The organism is Methylophilus sp. DMC14 (genome assembly GCF_056314085.1).
This window is the reverse complement of the sequence record NZ_JBQUZA010000004.1, coordinates 331,283-351,786: the sequence shown is the minus strand read 5'-3', so window position 1 is coordinate 351,786 and position 20,504 is coordinate 331,283. Positions and strand designations below refer to the sequence as shown.

General features: G+C 51.4%; 15 protein-coding genes. 7 read left to right on the top strand and 8 right to left on the bottom strand.

The genetic code is table 11. The annotated features are described in order from the left end of the window. Window positions 1-2 precede the first annotated feature (2 nt). From surE to purB, 8 genes are all read right to left on the bottom strand, one after another. Window positions 3-752 carry a 5'/3'-nucleotidase SurE gene (gene surE, locus ACT53C_RS10680; RefSeq protein WP_476146026.1) on the bottom strand — a complete coding sequence of 250 codons (750 nt, stop codon included), beginning with the start codon at window positions 750-752 and terminating at the stop codon, window positions 3-5. A gap of 96 nt (window positions 753-848) precedes the next feature. After that, window positions 849-1,211 carry a DUF2069 domain-containing protein gene (locus ACT53C_RS10675; protein WP_476146024.1) on the bottom strand — a complete coding sequence of 121 codons (363 nt, stop codon included), beginning with the start codon at window positions 1,209-1,211 and terminating at the stop codon, window positions 849-851. Then, window positions 1,208-1,948 carry a HugZ family pyridoxamine 5'-phosphate oxidase gene (locus ACT53C_RS10670; protein ID WP_313984221.1) on the bottom strand — a complete coding sequence of 247 codons (741 nt, stop codon included), beginning with the start codon at window positions 1,946-1,948 and terminating at the stop codon, window positions 1,208-1,210. The genes ACT53C_RS10675 and ACT53C_RS10670 overlap by 4 nt, the downstream gene beginning before the upstream one ends. A gap of 22 nt (window positions 1,949-1,970) precedes the next feature. Continuing rightward, entirely contained in the window at window positions 1,971-2,561 is a 591-nt protein-coding gene (wrbA, locus tag ACT53C_RS10665) for an NAD(P)H:quinone oxidoreductase (RefSeq protein WP_476146022.1), read from the bottom strand. Continuing rightward, window positions 2,558-3,379, bottom strand: coding sequence for an NYN domain-containing protein (locus tag ACT53C_RS10660; RefSeq protein WP_476146020.1), 822 nt, complete (start codon window positions 3,377-3,379; stop codon window positions 2,558-2,560). Before ACT53C_RS10660 ends, wrbA begins: the two co-directional genes overlap by 4 nt. A 15-nt stretch (window positions 3,380-3,394) precedes the next feature. Then, window positions 3,395-6,784, bottom strand: coding sequence for a translocation/assembly module TamB domain-containing protein (locus ACT53C_RS10655; protein ID WP_476146018.1), 3,390 nt, complete (start codon window positions 6,782-6,784; stop codon window positions 3,395-3,397). Beyond that, on the bottom strand, window positions 6,784-8,628 hold the full coding sequence (locus ACT53C_RS10650) for an autotransporter assembly complex protein TamA (protein ID WP_476146016.1): 1,845 nt from the start codon (window positions 8,626-8,628) through the stop codon (window positions 6,784-6,786). Before ACT53C_RS10650 ends, ACT53C_RS10655 begins: the two co-directional genes overlap by 1 nt. Window positions 8,629-8,730: 102 nt before the next feature. Then, window positions 8,731-10,104: an adenylosuccinate lyase gene (gene purB, locus ACT53C_RS10645; RefSeq protein ID WP_476146014.1), complete on the bottom strand. Its 1,374-nt coding sequence runs from the start codon at window positions 10,102-10,104 to the stop codon at window positions 8,731-8,733. A 194-nt stretch (window positions 10,105-10,298) separates the two neighbouring features. Here purB and ACT53C_RS10640 point away from each other — a divergent pair, with 194 nt between their 5' ends. The 7 genes from ACT53C_RS10640 to ACT53C_RS10610 all read left to right on the top strand — a co-directional run. Continuing rightward, on the top strand, window positions 10,299-10,970 hold the full coding sequence (locus ACT53C_RS10640; RefSeq protein ID WP_476146012.1) for a transglutaminase-like cysteine peptidase: 672 nt from the start codon (window positions 10,299-10,301) through the stop codon (window positions 10,968-10,970). Between the two features lie 118 nt (window positions 10,971-11,088). Next, window positions 11,089-13,017, top strand: a complete 1,929-nt coding sequence (locus ACT53C_RS10635) for a bifunctional diguanylate cyclase/phosphodiesterase (protein ID WP_476146010.1) — start codon at window positions 11,089-11,091, stop codon at window positions 13,015-13,017. Window positions 13,018-13,152: 135 nt separating this feature from the next. Then, the gene (locus tag ACT53C_RS10630; RefSeq protein WP_476146008.1) at window positions 13,153-15,297 is read left to right on the top strand and encodes a type I secretion system permease/ATPase; all 2,145 of its coding nucleotides are present in this window, start codon (window positions 13,153-13,155) and stop codon (window positions 15,295-15,297) included. A gap of 2 nt (window positions 15,298-15,299) precedes the next feature. Further along, on the top strand, window positions 15,300-16,712 hold the full coding sequence (locus tag ACT53C_RS10625; protein ID WP_476146006.1) for an HlyD family type I secretion periplasmic adaptor subunit: 1,413 nt from the start codon (window positions 15,300-15,302) through the stop codon (window positions 16,710-16,712). Window positions 16,713-16,717: 5 nt separating this feature from the next. After that, a complete protein-coding gene (locus ACT53C_RS10620; RefSeq protein ID WP_476146004.1) occupies window positions 16,718-17,392 on the top strand; it encodes a response regulator transcription factor in 675 nt (224 codons plus the stop codon). 219 nt (window positions 17,393-17,611) lie between these two features. Continuing rightward, window positions 17,612-19,420, top strand: a complete 1,809-nt coding sequence (locus ACT53C_RS10615; protein ID WP_476146002.1) for a TolC family outer membrane protein — start codon at window positions 17,612-17,614, stop codon at window positions 19,418-19,420. A 208-nt stretch (window positions 19,421-19,628) separates the two neighbouring features. Then, on the top strand, window positions 19,629-20,504 hold an 876-nt coding region (locus ACT53C_RS10610; RefSeq protein ID WP_476146000.1), incomplete at its 3' end, for a retention module-containing protein.

Genomic DNA, 20,504 nt, shown 5'->3' with positions numbered 1-20,504 from the left:
ACTTATTGCTTGCTTTGCAGCCATTGCTGCAGGGTGGCAATTTGAGAGTGTTTGGTTAAATCTACCTGTATGGGTGAAATGGAGACATAGCCTTCGGCCACGGCGTGAAAGTCAGTCCCTTCACCGCCGTCATTCGGCTGGCCAGCGGCACCTACCCAGTAAACGGTTTCGCCTCTGGGGGTTTGCAGTTGAATGACGGGTTCGGCCTTGTGACGTTTGCCCAGTCGCGTGATTTTTTTGCCTTTGATTGCATCAAACGGTACATCTGGCACATTGATGTTTAACAAGGTTGGCTCGGTAAACTCGCTGTGGTTGTATTGCTGGACCAGGTCCACCACGATCTTGGCCGCCGTTTCAAAGTGCAGTGCCTGATGTTGTGACATCGAAATGGCAAAAGAAGGAATGCCCAGCAAATACCCCTCAGTCGCTGCAGCTACGGTGCCAGAGTAAATGGTATCGTCGCCCATATTGGCGCCATCATTGATACCACTGATCACCATGTCCGGCATTTCCTGCATGAGGCCCGTCAGGGCAATATGCACGCAGTCGGTGGGGGTGCCATTGACATAAAAAAAGCCATTGGCGGCTTGTTTGACACTTAAAGGTCTGTCTAGGGTCAGTGAGTTGCTGGCACCACTGCGGTTACGCTCGGGCGCGACCACGGTGATCTCGGCTATTTTGCTTAAATGCGCGGCCAGGACATTGAGGCCGGGCGCAAGATAGCCATCGTCATTAGATAACAGGATTTTCATGCTCGATATTATATAAGGTTTACCGAGCTTGTCAGCGTGGATTCAACAAAGAATTTACAGCAAAAATGGCCAACCCAGGCGGTGAGGCAATGTTGGTCAGGCGGCCTGATAGCGGCTACCGCTAAATTTGGCATAGGTGACGACGCTGGCAAAAAACAATGCGCTGAAGATGACCTCTGCCAGCGCCAGCGACTGGCTGAGCCCTGTCTCTGACCATGTCCGCACCACGCCCTCGGTAAAGTAAAACAGAATCAGCATGCCTGACCATTGGTAGGTATAACGCTTGCCACGCAAAATGCCGAATAACGGGCCCAACAGCGGCAAGACTTTTAAAAACAGCAAGCTGCCACCAGCCCGCAAGGGCGCCCATAAAATCTCCCACCCCAGACACAATACAATCAGCGCAATCAAGCTGACGCTGGCGACCCAGCGACTGACCATCAACCAGCGCGCGATCATGCTTTGCACGCTTGAGACAAGGCTACCAAGGCTTTGCGCGCATCCATGGCGTTCAGTACCGGCTGCTCAAAGGCAAACCGCAACAGCCCTTGTGTTTCTTCACCCTGATGATATTGCACATCAAACCCTTCAGCATCCAGGCCTATCATTTCTGCATGGTCGGCGGTGATGTCATGGACATGCTTGCAATACTGCAGCAGGCTATCCTTGTGGTCCTCGTTCATATGGGCGACGATGCCCGCTTCTTGCGCGGCGAGCATGCTCTCGCCCAGTCCTTCGCTGAGCGCCGAGCCTTCAAACCAGCCCATGCGGCCAAAGCCGGCAATGTAGCGCACATGCTCCACCTGAATGCGGTAAAAATGGAAGTCATGCATATCAAAGTAGCTGGCTGCCTGTGGCAAATAGCGCAGGTAGCGGGCGCGCAAATCGGCATCCTGCTTGTCGCAAGGCATGGCTTCACCCATCAATGTCAGGCGCGCGTTGGCTTGCAAGTCTTCAGCCCCGGAAAACACCAGTAAAGAGACTTTGGCGTTTTCGAGAATATTTTTGGTATGTTCGGCAATCGTGCTGATCAGAACCACCGGCTCTGCCTGCTGGTTGCAGACAAACGGTGCCACTGAGCCAAATGGAAAACCGGGATACTTCATCGAATGCGTCGACAAAATGGCATGACGGGTTGAAAACAAGAATTGACGGGCTTCACGAGCCAATGATTTCGGGATGGGTGCATCAGACATACTTAAATTCCCTAAAAAACGATTATTGCAATTTGAGCGCGGTGTGGGCCAGACGTTTGCCCAAGGCCAGACATAATTTCTTCTCATCGTCAGACAAGGGCTGATCATCCATCGCGCCGCCGATATGACTGGCACCATACGGGGTGCCACCGGTTTTAGTTGTCCCCAATTGCGGCTCGGAATATGGCAAGCCCATCAATAGCATGCCATGGTGCAGCAGCGGGATCATCATGGTCATCAAAGTCATTTCATTGCCGCCGTGCATGGAGCCACTGGAGGTGAACACGGCCGCCGGTTTGCCAATCAGAGCGCCTTTGAGCCAGAGCCCGGAGGTGCCATCGAGAAAATATTTCATTGGGGCGGCCATATTGCCAAACCGTGTTGGGCTGCCTAGTGCCAGTCCGGCACATTCTTCGAGATCTTGCAGTGTGGCATAGGGTGCACCACTGCTTGGGATCTCGGGCTCGATGGCCTCACAGTTGGCCGAGATTTTGGGTACTGTGCGCAGCCGTGCCCGAGCACCGGGCACACTCTCTACGCCGCGTGCAATCTGTTGTGCCAGGTCGCGCACGGCACCGCCTTGAGAGTAATAAAGAATCAGAATTTCTGTCATTTTTTTCGTTTGTCTTTAACGTGCTGCTTTTTGTGATCCAGTTCAAACAGCCCGATGGATTGAATCAACTCGCTAAATTTAGCATATCCATAGTTTCTGGAGTCAAACGCCGAATAGTTTTTAATCATATGTTTTTTGACCTCACTGAGGTTGGCAAAGCCGTCATCTTCCGAAAGCGCTTCTATGGCGGATCGTGTCAGGGACACCAGCTTGGCATCCATGGCCAGTTGTTGTGAGGTTTTCTTGACGGTGGGGCTTAGTAACAACGGTTCAGCGGTTGCCGTTGCTTGCTTGCTCAGCGCATCTGGTTTCTCCACAGTGCTCTTGTCCATGACCGCGGCTGATTCATCAGTATCGGCTTTTTTGTCTTGGGAAAGAATCTCGATAAACACAAAGCGGTTACAGGCGGCACGCAATGATTCGGGCGTTTTGGCCTCACCAAAGCCATATACCGATTTGCCTGACTCACGGAAGCGGATCGCCAGCCTGGTAAAGTCACTGTCACTCGACACGATGCAGACGCCATCCAGCGGTGCGGTATACAGTAAATCCATCGCATCAATAATGAGGGCGCTGTCTGTGGCGTTTTTACCCTTGGTATTGGCATATTGCTGCATGGGCTGGATGGCATGCTTGGGCAGCACCTCTTTCCAGCGGCTCAGTTGGTGTTGCGTCCAGTCGCCATAAATGCGGCGGATGCTGGCATCACCAAACTTGGAAATTTCTTCAAACAGCGCATCAATGATGGGGATGACGTTAAACGTGTTGTCCGCATCAATCAGCACCGCTAATCTCGGGTTGGGTTTATCTGTATGCATGCGTCAGTCAGCCGTCTAGTCAAAACTAAAACCATAAAACACATCCAGTGCATTCTCTGAACCTGTCCTGGTTTCAATGGAAATACGCTTGGTGAGTTGGTAGGTCAGTTTACCAACATTTAACAGGCCGACAATGCTTTTTTCATAGCCGACCACCAGATTGCGGTTAATGCGTTTGCCGACGCTGACGGCATAATTGGTCGGGCCACTGCCGCGGACATCGATGCTGTCCAGCCCCACGGCTTGCGCCAAACGGGTTTGTAACGAGACCGAGTCGCCTTGCGACAGCAGGGCGCCCGCCGCGACAGACAGCAGGGCCAGGTCGCTGCTGCCGACTTGTGACATGGGTTGGCCCAGCACCAGTAGCGCGACTTTGTTTTCATTGCTGGTTTCCGGTGTGGAGACCAGTTTCAGGCGCGGCGTTTGCAGGCTGCCATTAATCTGAATGCCAACCTTGGTAGTGTCCACTTGCCGGGTCGCCAGCACATCGAGACCGATATTGGGCAGTTTGCCACTAAAAATCAGCCGTCCGGTTTCAATATTCAGCGATTGGCCGTAGGCGAGATAGGTGCCAGTGAGGTCCAGTGTGCCGGTGGCGCTGAGTGCATCCAGCAGGCCGTTGAGTTGCAGCTTGCCACTCAAGGCGGCATTCAGGCCCTGACCCCTGAGCATGAACTGTTCTGATTCCTTAAACGGAAGCACGGTAGGTTTATCGCCAAAATCCAGCGCAAATGATTGAAGCAATAGTTTGGAGGCCGTCTCCGTCCGAGCTTGCGGGGATTCAATCACGACATCCTCATCCAGCGTGGGTTTGTCCGCCTTGGGCAGTTCAAACAAGCCTTTATGAATTTTGAGATTACCACTGATCGTCGTTTGCTGGCTGTTCATACTGAGCTTGGTCTGGCCGCTTAATTGCACCCAGCGGTCTACCCGTGACAGCGCTTGTAGCTTGTCTAGCTGCAAGGCGGCATTGAGCTGCCAGTCTTCCTGATTAAACTGAAACACGCCACTGCCATTCAGTTCACCACTTTTGCCGGCAAAGTGCAATTGCTGGAGGTGTATCTGGTCTGTGGCAAGCGTGGCATTGAGCGTGCCTTGCTCCAGCCACAGGCCTTGAGACGGCACTTGTAACGATAATGCGCTGCCCTGCATGCTGCCTTGCAGGCTAGGTTGTGCAATGGTGCCATGAGCTGCCGCTTGAATATTGAGTTGCCCGCCCACTTGTGTGTCTGGCAGCAGTTTATTGAGCCAGTTTAATTGCGGCAGATGTGCTTTGAGCTCGACCTGCAACGGCGCGGTTTTCTTGATCACCAGCCCGTCGGCGGTGGGGGTGACTTCTGTCGCCGCAGAAAATTGCAGGTCGATCGCACGTTGCGCGTCACCGTTGGATTGCAGCGTAGCTTGTAGCTGCATGCGGTCGTTGCTGGCTTGCCAGTCTGCCTGCAATGTTTTTATGCCTAGCGCTTGCCAGGCGTTGGCGGTGGTATCGAATATCTGCCAGTCACCGTCAGACCGCTCCAGATGCAAGGATCCGTTCAGGTGCTGGTCCAGGGCCAGTGACCATTGACCTGATAACCGCAGTGCGTCGGCGGGCAGTGCCTCCGCAGAGCCCTGGCCAAGCCAGCCAAGCAGCGCTTGCACTGGAAAGTGGTCTAGCGCGCCTTGTGTATGCAATGCAACGGCTTGTGCTGGCGCCTGCGTGCGCGCATTGGCCGCCTGGGGCGGGCGATAGTGCAGTGCTGTTACCTGCAATTGCCCGCCGGATTCGGCCTTTAGGATAAAATCTCTGAGTTGAAAGCCCTGCTCAGGCTGCCAGGTCAGGGCTGCTGGTTTTTCAAGCTGAAACACTTTACCCGCCTGATCCTGTAATTGGGTGAGGGTGGCTTGCCAGCCCGGGTTTTGCAAACCGCTGTCCTGCCAATGGCCATTGAGCGCCAGCAGCAAGTTTCTTTGTCGTTGCGCATCGCTGTCAGTGACAGTGAGGGTGAGTTGGTGTTGGTCCAGATTGCCCTTCAGCTTGAGTTCGGCATCAATAGGTGGGCTGTCCATGCCACGCGCATCTTGCTGCGACAGGCCTTGTAACTGAATCTGGTTGTCCAGCGTGGCCTGTGATTGATTGGAAAAGTGCCCGTCGACTTGCAGACCCGCCAGGGATAAACCTTTTGGCAGCTGCAGTTGGGTGCCTGACAGATGATACGAGGTCGAAAAACTGCCCTCTCCTTGGGTAATGTCGCCTTGGCCTTGCAGCTTGCCGCTAAAGCCCGGCATCAACTGTGCCAGCGAGGCCAGATTGGCTTGCCAGATCAAGTGAGTTTGTTGCGTTGACCATGGCTTGGCCTGGCTCAGTGGCTGGGTTTGGATGCTGAGTGTATTCTGGTCCAGCTGCGCTTTTAGATCCAGCAGGCTTAATACACTGCCACGCAATTGCGCTTGCCCTTTGAGGATGAGCGGCTGTTGTTGCAAACGGCTATTGCCGGCATCCACGGTGATGTTGACCAGCCCTTGTTCGGTCAGGCTACCATCGGCGACGATATTCAAATCCATGGCTCCGCCTAGCTGGGGATGCAGGTGTTTGGCTTGAAACTGTTGCAAGTGAAACGCGAGATGGCTTTGGCGCTGGTCGTCCAAGCCGATGGATGCCTGCAACTGCACTGTATCCAGTATTTTCTGGTGCTTATTGATAGGATTTTTATTAATAGCATCTTTGGTCGATGGCTCTGGGCCGGACATTTCAACCGGAATCAGCGCGAATGGCCGTGCCTCCGGTTGGTAATGATGATTAGCCGTCATTTCCAGTCGCGTCAAATTACCAGCCAGCGTCATGCGTAAATGATAAGGCAGGTCACCTTGCGGTTGCTGCAGGTCCAGCCAGCCGCTTAAATTGAATGGCGCTGCATTCTGCATCTTAAAGTGGCTGCTGAGGTTGCCCCAGGGGCTGTGTGCCTGGCTGATATTAAATTGCAGGGCGGTATTGTCTGCATCCAGATCAAACTGGAGATGCGAAACCTGCGTGATGCTCTGGCCTTGAATAATGGTCAATTGTTCAATCTGTCCCAGATGCAGATAGAACGGCAAGGGGATGTGGATATGGGCAGGCAGGGGCGGCTGGGGCTGCGAGGTTGTCGGTGCTTGTTCGTTTGCCGGTTTGTAACGCAATGTGACCTGCTTGGCAGAAAACTGAGAGACGGTGAGTTTGCCCTGGGGCGTGACCGTCAGTTGCATATGCGAGTCTATGCCTGTCACGCTCAGTGTCGCATTCCCCAAATCGGTTTCAAACGAGGTCAGGCTGGTGAGCACCAGAATATTGGCGGCCCACACGATTTGCGGCGTGATGATGAGCGACAGGCAAAGCAGCAGCGCTATAAATTGTTTGAATAGTGACGACAGGTAGCGCAGGCGTGACATTAGAAATTCACTCCCAGATTAAAATGCAGGCGGTATTCGCCGGTCTCCTGACCACGGGCAATATCCACCCCGACCGGGCCAATCGGGCTACGCCAGCGGGCCCCGAGGCCATAGCCCAGTGCTGGTTCGTAGTCTTTCCAGCTGTTGGCCGCATTGCCGAAATCGACAAACACGGCGGCGCCCCAAGAGGTGGTGAGCCATTGTACGATTTCACTGCTGCCCGTGAGCAGCACGCGGCCGCCTACAATGGCGTCTGCCTCTTTCACGCCTAAAGACTGGAAAGCATAGCCGCGCACCGACTGGTCGCCACCGGCGCGGAACAAATAAGTCGCTGGCACCCTGCCAGAGCCAGTAATACTGCCCACTTCAATGCGGCCCAGCCACTGGGTAGACTCCGTCAACGGGTAAAACGCCTGTAACCTGGCCTGCGATTGCAAAAAACGACCATCTGACAGTTTGTCTAATGGGGCCAGCTGGAATTGTGTATTGAAAATCCAGCCTTTAGTGGGTGCCAGCGCATTGTTGAGTCTGCGCATATTAAAGCCATAGGCGACGGTTGCGGCTTTATTAAACTGAGAATTTTCGCCGTCTACGGTCAAAAACTCATACAACAGGTTGGCGCCGACAAATTGTTCTATGCTTGTCGGCTGCCCCCAATAGCGGCGCACCCCATTTTGGATGGCGGTGGTGACCTGGCCTTCTACGGCGGTACGGATCAGGTTGTTTTGAATGCTGTCGCGATAGCCCTGCTCATCCGTCAGAAAGGTAATGTTGGAGGTCACAGCCTGTAAGCGTTGTTCAAGCCTTACGCTACTGTCCCACAATAGTCCGCGGTCAAACAGGTTGCGGTTGGTGTAATTGAATACTACTCTGGCCCCGGTATTGGTACTGGCGCCGGTGCCGATACGCATGGAATATTGCTCGAGTTCGGTGACCGTCACCGTGATGTCGGCAGACCGGTCCGGGTTGAGTTGATCGGTTTTGGCAATGACGTCGACCGCTCTAAATTTGCCCGTGCTCATAAAACTGTTCTGTAAAGTGAGCAGATCCTCCTGGCGGTAGGGCGCCCCGGTTTTGAGTGTAATCAGCGGTCTGATCAGGGATTCCGGGTAATGTTGCAAGCCCTGGATGAGCACGTGCCCCACCTTGACTGCCGGGCCAGAGTCTACCGCGACTTCGATCATGACAGCCTGGGTTGCCGGATCGACCAGGGCTTGCGAGCGCGTCAGTTTTGCGTTGGGAAATTGATCCCTTAACAAAGCGGCAAGGATATCGCGCTTGGCGCTGGTCCAAGCTGCTTGTGTAAAAATGCTGTTCACCGGTAAGGGCCAGCTTTTTTGCGCGGCCTCGAGTGTAGCCTGGTAGGCAGGCTGTTGCACTTCCCCAGAGATGCTGACGTTGACCTGCTTGACGGTGGCTGCTGGCGGCAACATAAGGTGGAATTCGGCTTGTGTCGCGTCTGGCCGGCGCAGGGTGGTTTGGGTCTTAAAGTAGCCTTCAGTGGCGAGCAAGTCGCTGATTTCCTGCGGGGTTTTCTGGATCAGCCGCTGCCACTCGCTCGCATTCATGCGCGGGTTGGACATCGCCTCATGAATGCTCAAGTGTTTTTGCAGCAACTCACGCAGCTTGGACTGCTGCGCCGGTAACGGATTGCCGCTGATAAAAAAACGCGTGCGGTAGCGATTGTCGGTTTGCACCTCAAACCATAAGGGTTCTTCGGCAATCGCTGGCAAAGCCGATAACAGCGGGAGAAGAAAAAAAACGTATTTGATCAAGCCGCGCAAGCGGTTTTTCAGCAGGCACAGAGGGGTAATGAAGCAGAGCTGTATGAAACGGTGAAGCAAGGAAACCTGCCCAGGTCGCCAGAGCGGCTGCGGGGCAGATGTCCTGAATGAAAATGGTTGAATGAAGTACGCTAAGAGTTCCCTGGTCAAATCAACGGCGATTTAAATATGTTTAACCAGTTGACTGGCCTTGCCGGTATAAGTTGCAGGGGTCATTGCCAGCAACGCCTGCTTGGCTTCGGCAGGAATCGGCAGGGTCTCAATAAAAGCATGCAGCGATTGTTTGTTAATGCCGCCTTTACCGCGTGTCAGCTCTTTGAGTTGCTCATAAGGATTTTCAATGCCATAACGGCGCATTACGGTTTGAATCGGCTCGGCCAGTACTTCCCAGCTATTGTCCAGGTCTTCCAGCAGGCGCTGCGGATTGATTTCCAGCTTATTCAGGCCGCGCAGGCAGGAATCATACCCCAGTAGTGTGTAACCAAAGGCCACGCCCATATTACGCAACACGGTAGAGTCGGTCAGGTCACGCTGCCAGCGTGAGATAGGCAGTTTCTCGGCCAGGTGACGCAGGATTGCATTGGCCAGGCCCAGGTTGCCTTCAGAGTTTTCAAAATCAATCGGGTTGACCTTGTGTGGCATGGTCGAGGAGCCAATTTCGCCCGCTTTAACTTTTTGCTTGAAATAGCCGACCGAGATATAGCCCCAGATGTCGCGGTTCAAGTCAATCAGGATGGTATTGATCCGTGCCAGCGTGTCGTAAATCTCAGCCATGTAATCATGCGGCTCGATCTGGATGGTCAGCGGGTTGTACGTCAGGCCGAGAGACTCGACAAAGCGTTTGGCAAAGCTTTCCCAGTCAAAATCAGGGTAGGCAGACAAATGTGCATTGAAGTTACCCACGGCACCGTTGATCTTGCCCAAAATTTCGTTCGCTTGCAGTTGTTTGAACTGGCGTTGCAGGCGATAAACCACGTTCGCCAGCTCTTTGCCCATGGTGGTAGGGCTGGCCGTTTGACCATGCGTACGGGACAACATCGGTTGCTCAGCCAGCGCTTGCGCCAACTCAGTCAGGCGGGCAATGACTGCCTGCAGGTTAGGCTGCATGACGGCTTCACGCGCAGATTTCAGCATCAGGGCGTGAGACAGGTTGTTGATGTCCTCTGAGGTACAGGCAAAATGGATAAATTCACTGGCTTTCTTGATTTCAGGATTGCCGTCAAACTTCTCTTTGAGCCAGTATTCCAGCGCTTTCACATCGTGATTGGTCCGTACTTCGATGGCTTTTACCTGCATGGCATCTGATTCGCTGAAGGCGGCAATCGCAGCATCCAGTTCGTCTATGGTCGTCGGGCTGAATGGCGCGATTTCAGCCAGTTCAGGTGCGGCACTCAAAGCTTTTAACCAGGCGACTTCTACCATCGCGCGATATTTAATCAGGGCGTACTCGCTGAAATAAGGCCGCAAAGGGTCAAGTTTTGATTGGTAGCGGCCATCTAGCGGGGAGAGTGCGTTGAGCGTGGTGAGTGACGTCATGGTTAAACAATTTAATAGATGCGAAAAATCAGCATTTTACCCAATCCGTCCATACTTGTCTTTGTTGTCTCTGTCATGTTTGCGCGATTGGTCGCATGAAACCGCACAGAAGTTGTCGATGAAAACCATTTTGTTTGTTAAATTGTGTCTCTTTTCATCGTGACATAATCGTTGCCTGTAAAACCTTAACTGACATGAAATTGACGCCATCCACCTTTGCCAGAGTATTGACAGGCCTATGCTTGGCAATCAGCCTGCTATGGTCGCAGATCCAGGCGGATGATTATGTGCTGGCGATGCTGGAGAAAGTCCGCCAGCGTTACGGCGAAGAGGCTTATCAGAATGTCATGCGCCTGAATGAGCTGTTTGCGCAGATTGCCGGCTCCAGCGAAATGACCAAGGTCGGCATGGTCAATGATTTTACCAATCAGCATGTGCTGTTTGTGGATGACTATACGTTATGGGGCATGGAGGATTACTGGGCCAGCCCGCTCGAAACCTTGGGCAAGGGGGCGGGGGACTGCGAGGACTTCAGTATTGCCAAATATATCCTGCTCAAGAAACTGGGTGTTTCACAGGATAAATTACGTCTGACGTATGTTCGGGCGCGCATGCCTAGCGGCTCCATCCGCCCGCATATGGTGCTGGCTTACTATGCCACGCCTAACAGCGATCCACTGATTCTGGATAACCTCAATTTTGAATTGCTACCGGCTTCGCGCCGGGGCGACCTGGCGCCTGTCTTCAGTTTTAACGACAAGGGCTTGTTTGTGGCGAATAACCCGACGGTACGTGCGGGCTCGCCCACCAATATCTCAAAATGGCGAGATGTGTTGACGCGGATGCGACAGGACGGATTGGAATGATGGAAAAATGGTTAGAGCTATGGTTATTATGGGGTGAGGATGCTAGGCTTGCACATAGAGTCTGCATAAGGACCGGGCAATTGCCAATCTCCCCCCAGGAAAGTAAGAGGGCTTTCTGATGTCATTAATCAAACAAATACGTATCGCAATTTCGGCCATCATTTTGATGGTGGCCGCCGGATGTCTGTTTCTGGGGGTCTATAATGACCACCGCTATATGGCGGAGCAACTACAGAAGAAAAATAATGATAATGCCAACGGGCTGGCCATTACACTTTCCAATATTCAAAAAGACAATGTCACGGTTGAGCTGATCGTCAGCGCCCAGTTTGACATGGGGCACTATCGCCGCATTGCGATTGTGTCGCCTGACAACAAGACCATGATAGAACGCGTGAATCGTGCGCCCCATTCAGAGGCCCCGGGCTGGTTCCAGTCTTTATTGTCAATTGAGATTCAACCCGGCGTTGCCAATATTCAGTCCGGGTGGCAGCAATATGGCACCCTGATCATGGAAAGCGAGCCCTCTCTGGCTTATGACCAGCTGTGGGAAACGTCGCGCCATGCCTTGCTGTGGACACTGCTGGTTGCCTTGTTGAGTTATGCAATTTCTGGCGTATGGCTCAAGAAAATCTTGCGGCCACTGGATGAAGTCATTGGGCAGGCAGAAGCCTTGGGTGAGCGTAAATACATTACGATTGCCGAGCCGGAGACGGAAGAGTTCAAGAAGCTGGTGCGCACCATGAACACCTTGTCCGAGCGCGTCAAGTCTATGGTGACGGCAGAGTCCGAGCGCTTGAATACTTTTAACCAGCAAATCAACTATGACGAAGTGACCGGTCTCATGAACCAGTCACACTTTACCAACACGGCTTCGGTGGCACTCAAGAATGACAGTTTTGTCGAGGGCATGCTGATTCTGGTACAAATACGTAACCTGTCCGACATTGACCGGCAAATGGGTTACAGCGTGACCAATCAGCTGATCAAAAAGGTGGGCGATGCGCTATTGCAGCAGATGGCACATTATCCTGATGTGGTCTGCGGTCGACTGGCCGGGGGCGTTTTCGGGATTTTCAGCCGCCAGCCTGTCGATGATTTCGCCGTGGCGACCGAGCTCAAACTGGTGCTGGAAAAACTCAATGCCGCGCAGCAGATGCTGCAATTCCAGTTTGTCGTGACGCATACCAAAACCAAAAAAGGCGACGACTTTGCCGATATCTACCGCGTCATGCAATTTATTCTTGACCTGGCTGAGGATCAGGCCGCCTTGCCGATGCGCGTCATGAATGCCAATAGCATCGTCACCTCAAGAAAAAATTATCTGAACCAGTGGAAGCAGCAGTTCCTGCAGGCAATCGAGCAAAAGCAAATCAAGCTCGCCTGCTATCCGGTGATGCAGCGGCATCAACAATTGTTCCACTACGAATGCCCCTTGCGCTTGCATATTGATGAAGGCGATCAATGGCTGGCAGCGGGGGCCTTTATTGATTGGGCCAGCCAGCTAGATATGATCAAAACGCTGGATGGTCTTGCGTTGGAGTATGCCGTCGATATGCTGGCCAAGAGCAACGCCAATTTAAGTGTGAATGTCTCGGCCGCTGCCATGCGCAGTGATGATTACCGTGACAAGCTGCAGGCCTTGATCCTGTCCGTCAGTCAGCCTGCCAGATTGAGTTTTGAGGTGGCAGAAGAGGCGGCCTTTAGTGACTTTATTAAGTTCAGGGAGTTTGTGCACCTGGTCAAATCGCTGGGTTGCATGGTCGGGATGGAGCATGTTGCCACCCGGTTGGCGCAGTTGGGTGACTTGCACGAGCTGGGGCTGGATTACATCAAGTTTGATGCGTCTCTGATCCGCGATATTCATTTGCGGCCACAACAGCAATCACTGATGCGCGGCCTCTGCATGATGGTGCGCACCATGGGCATCGTCCCGATTGCCGAGGGGGTACAGGATCAGCAGGAGCTGGATAGTTTGAATGCGGTGGGGATAGAGGCGGTGACCGGCCCCTACGTACAGGAAAGCCTCTCGTTTGGCGAGCTCTGATACGGTCAATTTTTGTAATTCAACGGGGTTATGCCATATACTCCCCGTTTTGATATCAATTAAAACACCATACAATCAATCTTGCTAATCAGTCGCTGATATCACTCGGACAAGGATAATAATAAGTCATCTGCCATGGAAACGACGCAATACTTCAATAAAACCGAGAAAGACGCTCTGCTGGAGTGCCTCCTTTATATTTGCCGCCATAACCGGTTGGCCACTACACGCGACGCCCTGATTTCAGGCTTGCCGTTGCAGAATGGCAAATTAAATCCAGAATTATTCAAACGTTCTGCGGAGCGTTTGCAACTGGATGTCACGGTCAAGCAAGCGGCCATTCCAACATTGCTGCAACCGCAGGTGGATGTCACGTTGCTGTTGAACAATGACCGGGCCTGCCAGCTGATTCAGGTTGATCAGTCGCAGCATTTTGCCCAGGTTATTTTCCCTGAGCTGTCTTCTGAACCGGTCACCATCAGTATGGCAGATTTGGCGGCGCAATATACCGGCTATGCCTTGATTACCCGGCAAAACTTCATTTTTGATGCACGCACGCCTGAGGTGGGCCGTATCAAAGTCCGGCACTGGTTCTGGGGCACGCTGGCCGAAAACCGTGCGATTTACCGCGATGTAATGATTGCGGCATTGCTGATTAATCTATTTGCGCTGGCCATGCCGTTGTTCACCATGAACGTCTATGACCGCGTGGTACCTAACAAGGCAGTTGAGACCTTGTGGGTGCTCGGCTTAGGTGTGGCGCTGATAGTGCTGGGGGATTTGCTGTTACGTTCAATGCGTACCTATTTTCTGGATTGGGCCAGTGCGCGTATTGATGTGAAACTCAGTGCACAAATCATGGAGAAGGTCTTGGGCACGCGGTATGAAGCCAGACCGAATTCCGTTGGCTCGTTTGCTTCCAATCTGCGTTCGTTTGAAAGTGTGCGCGACTTTATTACTTCAGCCACCGTGGTGACGTTGATCGACCTGCCGTTCGGGATTATTTTTCTGGTGGTGATTGCCTGGATCAGTCCGTTGATGGTGCTGCCCGCTGTGATTGGCGGTGCCATTGTGCTGATCTACTCACTGAGCGTGCAAACCAAACTGCATGACCTCTCTGAAACCATGTACCGTGCCAGCGCACAGCGCAATGCCACACTGATTGAAAGCCTGGTTGGGCTGGAGACGGTAAAATCCATGGGCGTGGAAGGGCAGATGCAGGGCAAGTGGGAGAAGAGTGCGCTGTTTCTGTCAGAAGTTGGGAGCAAGATCAAACTGCTGTCTTCATCGATTACCAACGGCACTTACGCCTTACAGCAGATCATTAGTGTCGCCATCATTATTCTGGGCGTTTACCTGATCTCAAATGGTGATTTGACCATGGGCGGCTTGATTGCTTGCTCGCAGTTGACCAGCCGTGCCCTGGCGCCGATTTCACAAATTGCCAATTTGTTTACCCAGTACCACACTGCGGCGACTTCGCTGAAATCGCTGGATGACATTATGGGCAAGCCGGTTGAGCGTAGTAAAGGCATGAATTTCCTCTCGCGCCCCGCGTTCAAAGGCGAAATCGAGTTTAAGAATGTCTCCTTTAAATATCCTGGTTCGGATGAGTTTGCCTTGCAGCGGGTGTCTTTCAGGATTCAAGCGGGTGAGCATGTTGGGCTGATCGGACGGATGGGCTCTGGCAAGACGACAATCAACAAGCTGATTCTGGGCTTGTACCAGCCAACCGAGGGCGCGATTCTGATTGATGGCATCGACGCACGTCAAATCGATCCGGCCGAATTACGTCGCAGCATTGGCTATGTGCAGCAGGATAATCACCTGTTTTTTGGATCGTTGCGTGACAACATCACGTTGCGAGACCCGCATGCCGATGATCAATCAGTCTTGCAAGCGGCTCAGGTGGGGGGGATTGCCGAGTTTGTCAATGCGCACCCCAAAGGCTTTGATCTTGAAATCGGCGAGCGTGGCGATACGCTGTCTGGTGGTCAGCGCCAGGGGGTGGGGATTGCACGTGCGTTTGTGACTCATCCGCAAATTGTGTTGCTCGATGAGCCGACCAGTGCCATGGATCACTCAGGCGAAGAAAGCGTTAAGCGCAGAATTGGCGAAGCCATTGCCGGAAAAACGCTGGTCGTGATTAGTCACCGCAACGCGATGCTGGAGCTGGCGGATCGGTTGATCGTCATTGACTCTGGCCAAGTGGTTGCAGATGGCAGCAAAGAAGATGTGACTGCAGCATTGCGTGCAGGCAAAGTGGGTAAGGCAAGATAATCATGGCAAAAAAAATATACGATCAAATTGGTCAGATTACCAAACCCGACAGTATTTGGGTGCGTCTGGGTAAGCCTGTACACGCGCTGGTGGATAGAATTGTCAAAACCGAGACAGCGGAATCGCGCACCTGGGTGGAACAGGCGCATGATGTGATGGTTGAAGACACCATGCTGCATGCCAAGCTGATCATGTATTCGATCCTTGGGATCTTGGTAGTTTTGCTGGTTTGGGCCGGCATTGCCAAGGTTGATGAGGTGACCCGTGGCGAGGGGCGTGTGATTCCGTCGCGTCAGGTACAGGTTGTGCAATCACTGGATGGTGGGATTGTGACTGACATCATGGTGCAGCTGGGTGATACGGTTAAACGCGGTCAACCCTTGATCAAGATTGATGAAACGCGGGCGATCTCCTCCCTCAAGGAAAACGAGAGTCAGTACCTTTCCTTGACGGCTAAAGAGGCGCGACTGAAGGCATTGGCGAATGGCGGTAGCTTTAACCCGCCCAGTGAGGTGCAAGAAAAAGCGCCTGATACCTATTTGCAAGAGCTGCAACTATTTAATGCAGCCAGAGATGAATTGAACTCGCAAGTCAATATTGCGCGTGACCAACTATCGCAACGTGAACGTGAACTATCGGAAGTGCAGTTTAAGAAAGAAGTGGCAATCAAGACTTATGAATCTACCAGTAAAGAGCTCGCTGCCAATCGCCCTTTACTCAGCAGTGGAGCGGTTTCAGAGATTGAGATTTTGCGCCTGGAGCGTGATGCAAACCGTGCCAAAGGGGATATTGATCAAGCCTCGGCACAACTGTCACGGTTGACTGCCGCGATTTCTGAAGCGCGTCGCAAGGTTTCTGAAGCACAACAGTCTTTCATGAGCAAAATCCGCACCGACTTGAATGAGACGACTGCCAAAATCAACAGCCTGACACAATCCAGTGTGGCACTTTCAGACAAAGTGAAACAATCGACACTGACTTCTCCGGTGAATGGCAAAATCAGCAAGCTTTACTATAATACGGTAGGTGGCGTCATTCAGCCTGGTAAAGAGGTGATGGAGATTGTGCCCGGCGATGATGCACTGGTGATTGAAACCAAAGTGCAAACCAAGGATATCGCCTTTATCCGGCCGCAACAGCCAGCAGTGGTCAAACTCACTGCCTACGATTACACTATATACGGTAGTTTGGATGGTGTTGTAGAAGATATTGCTGCAGATTCCACGATAGACGATAAAGGTAATGCATATTATGTCGTTAAAGTGAGGACAACCAAGAATAATCTTGGCGACCATCTGCCGATTATTCCGGGGATGGTGGCACAGGTAGATATCCTCACAGGTAAAAAAACGGTGCTGTCTTATTTATTAAAACCAGTGTTAAAAGCTAAATCGTACGCATTGACCGAGCGCTAAAAACTATGAAGCATATATTTATCACGACCCTCAAAAACGCAATCGAGTCCTGGCAAAAGGCCTTTCCAGAATCAACCCTCATTTCTGATGCGATGTCCGCAGATATTGCGGGTGCGCCCATCATTTGGGTGCATGCGCAACTAGAGCAGGGCAACCGTTGGCGTCAATCTTTGCAACATATTCTTCGCGTGTTGCCTGCCGCCAAAGTCATCGTCCTCTCCAATAACCCAGAGCAAATTGAAGCCATGCAGGCGCTGGAATCAGGGGCGGTAGGCTATTTGCATGCGTATGCACATTCGAATGTGCTCAAAGAAGTTTCTAGTGTGGTTTCGCAAGGCGGAGTCTGGCTGGGACGTGATGTGCTCAAGCACCTGATTAGCCTCACAACCGGTGGCAAGGCCATGTCAGTTTTGCCAGAAGACATTCTGGAAAATCTGACCAAGCGCGAGCGAGAAGTGGCGTTAGAGGCCGCCAAAGGTAGTAGCAATAAAGAGATTGCCCGGTTATTGGCCATCTCCGAGCGTACAGTAAAGGCACATCTAACTTCAGTATTTGATACGCTTAAAGTGCGCGATCGGTTGCATTTGGCTTTGGTTCTGCAAGGACAGTCCACGCCGGGACATTTTGCTGGTAATGTGGGCATCAAAAATGCCAGCTTGAATAAATCTCAACTAAATTAACGTGTAATAAGTAAATTAACTCATGTATTTATCGTGTAAATATATGAATACATGAAGTTTTTTTGAGTTTTTATATTGCATTAATTTCATTTTTTTGACTAATTACACTAAATTTATCAAAAAGTTTGTGGTTTATTGCGGCGACCACTCTTGTGCAGGCTTAGTTCCGTGGTTATACTGATTTTGGATGAATCTTTATAACTTGTTAAGAGTCTGCAAATGAAACTAAAAAAAATTGCCTCAGCGCTCCTCGTGGGCGTCTTCTCTTATTCTTCGTTGGCTTGGGCGGCGAGTCCTGAAAGTCTCGAGAAAATTATCGAGAAAGCAGTATCAGAAAACCCAGAAGTTCAAGCGAGCTTTCATGCCTTTAAGGCAGCTGAACTAGATGAATCTGCTGCAAAAGGCAAATATCTGCCAAACGTCACTGTAGATCAGGTATTCAGAAATCAAGAGCGCCTGACGCCTAACGTGAGCAATACCTACTCTCCTAACCAGCAATCCACCCTTACGCTGCGCCAAATGATTTTTGATGGCCTGGCGACGCCATCAGAAGTCGGTCGACTGGACCATGTGGCTAAGTCACGTTTCTACGAGTTGCAAGGGCAAATGCAGGGGGTAGCATTGGATACCGCCACGGCTTACTACGATTTGATCCGTTACCGCCGCTTGGTCTCTTATGCTCAGGATAACTTTGTCGTGCACAAGCAGGTCTTCGATAAGATCAAGTCTCGCGTAGATGCCGGCGTAGGTAAGAAGGTTGACCTTGAGCAAGCTACAGGGCGTCTTGCTTTGGCCGAGGCTAACTTGGTGACTGAAACAAATAATTTGTACGATGTTTCTGCGCGCTTTCAGCGTCTGGTAGGTGAGTTGCCGCCAGAGAATCTGAATGAAGTGATGATGACGGGCGATGGCCTTTCTCCCTCAGCTGATCAAGTGTTAGATGCCGCTTACAAGCAAAACCCGAACGTTCTGGCTGCAATTGAAAATATTATTGCGGTTGAAAAATCTGTTTCCGGTCGTAAAGCTGCCTTTATGCCGCGCGTTGATTTGCAAGGCCGTAAAATTATTGATGTCAACGACAAAAGTAGACTCAGTACTTTAGCTGCCGATACGCTGGAAGTGACTGCGAGCTGGAATATTTTCAACGGTTTTACGGATAAATCCAATCTGGACTCTGCGGTTGAAACCCTAAACCGCTCGCACGACTTGCGAGACAAAGCGTGTATTGATACCCGCCAACTGGTTGCAATTTCTTACAACAGCATTAAGCAACTGACTGAGCAAGTTGCTTACCGCAAACAGCATCAGGATTCGATTGAAAATGCCCGTTTGGCTTATCGCAAGCAATACGAAATCGGCCAGCGTACCTTGCTTGACTTGCTGGATACTGAAAACGAATACTTTCAGTCACGTCGTAACTTCACCATTGCGGAAATGGATTTGAATACGGCCTATGCAAAAACGTATGCAGGTCAAGGCTTGTTGCTGAGCAAGCTCGGCGTCACACGTACAGATGTGGGTGATTATCCTCGTGAAGAGTACATGGATCGCGAGAATGTTTGTAAAGCAGTAGTGCCTGAGCAAATCATGCCTGATAAAGCTGCATTGCTGGCAAATGCCAAGCCATGGGAAGGAAGTGGTGAAGCCTTTAAGCCTAAAGCTCAAGAAAAGGCGACTATGAAATTTACGCCACGCATTCTGTTCCAGGCTAATAGCGCAATTATATTGCCAGAGTCCTATGCTGATCTGGATATCGTGAATGATATTGTCAAGGAGTGGGGCAACGACAAGGTTGAGATTGCCGGCCATACGGACAAGCGTAGTACTTCCAAAGAAAAGTACAATCTGCTGTTGTCTGAAAAGCGTGCAAAAGCTGTGGCTGACTATCTGATCAAAAAAGGCACCGATGCTAAGCGTCTGGTTGTTAAGGGCTATGGTTTCTCACAGCCGATTGCTGAAAACGATCCTGTGGAAGGTAACGATGCCAACCGTCGTGTAGAAATTATTCGTTTCCAAGCCGTTGAATAATTTTTAGCCTGACCATCTGGTTCTTCAATCTAAAAGCGGAGTCAATTGACTCCGCTTTTTTTACATCTCTAGTCAGTCTTGTAGTGTGCGCTTGCTGGGCGTTGTTTGTTCAGGTCTAAATACTGTACTTTAGTACAATAGCTTTTAATCGATCACTCGCGTTTAATACGAGACTATCAAAATAGTCTCAATTTAAAGTGAGGAAAAAATGGCTACTGTGATCGGTACAGTTACAAACGTTCAAGGCATGGCAATTGTTGTGGATGCCAATGGCAATCGACACATGTTGAAGCAGGGCGAAGTGCTACACGCTGGGGATAAAGTGATTACTGCCTCTGGTGCGGCCGTAAGCGTTAAACTTGCAAATGGTGAAACCGTTAACTTTGCCGAAGCACAAACTGTCAAGATTACTGATAATCTGGCCCAAGTCGATGTGTCTGATGTCTCTGAAAATGCAGTGAATCAGTCTGTATTTGATGCCGTTTTAACCGCTTTGAATGAAGGCCGCGATGTCACTGAGGTGCTTGATAACCCGGCAGCCGGTGAAGCAGGTAGTGACGGTAATGCCTCATTCGTTAACTTGGATCGTATTCAAACGCCCGATGCGGCAGGCGCTAATTATACCGGCGGCAATGGTGCCGGGGCAGCTGCAGGCTTGGTCAATATTCCTCCAAACTACGTTTACCTTACTGCGGCAAGTAATGCTCCGGTGATTACGCTGACTGATGATAAAGATAACAACGGGATTCTGAATTTTAGCGAATTAGGTAATGCGACAACGACAAACGCAAATGTAGCTTTGCCTGTGGGCCTAGAGCCTGGGGACACATTAAGCCTTGTCTATAACGGCGGTACAATCAATATTGTTCTGAATGCAGCAAATATTGCTGCTGGTTCCGTTGATGTACCAATTCCATTACCTGCGCAAGGCACAACATTAACAGTAACGGCCACGATTATTAATCAGTCAGGTCAAGTTTCTCCATCTACCTCAGATTCGGCAGCGATTGATACAGCGATCCCTAACGACGGCGTTGCGCCGACGGTAGAGATCACGACGGATGCGAACAACGACGGCTTTATC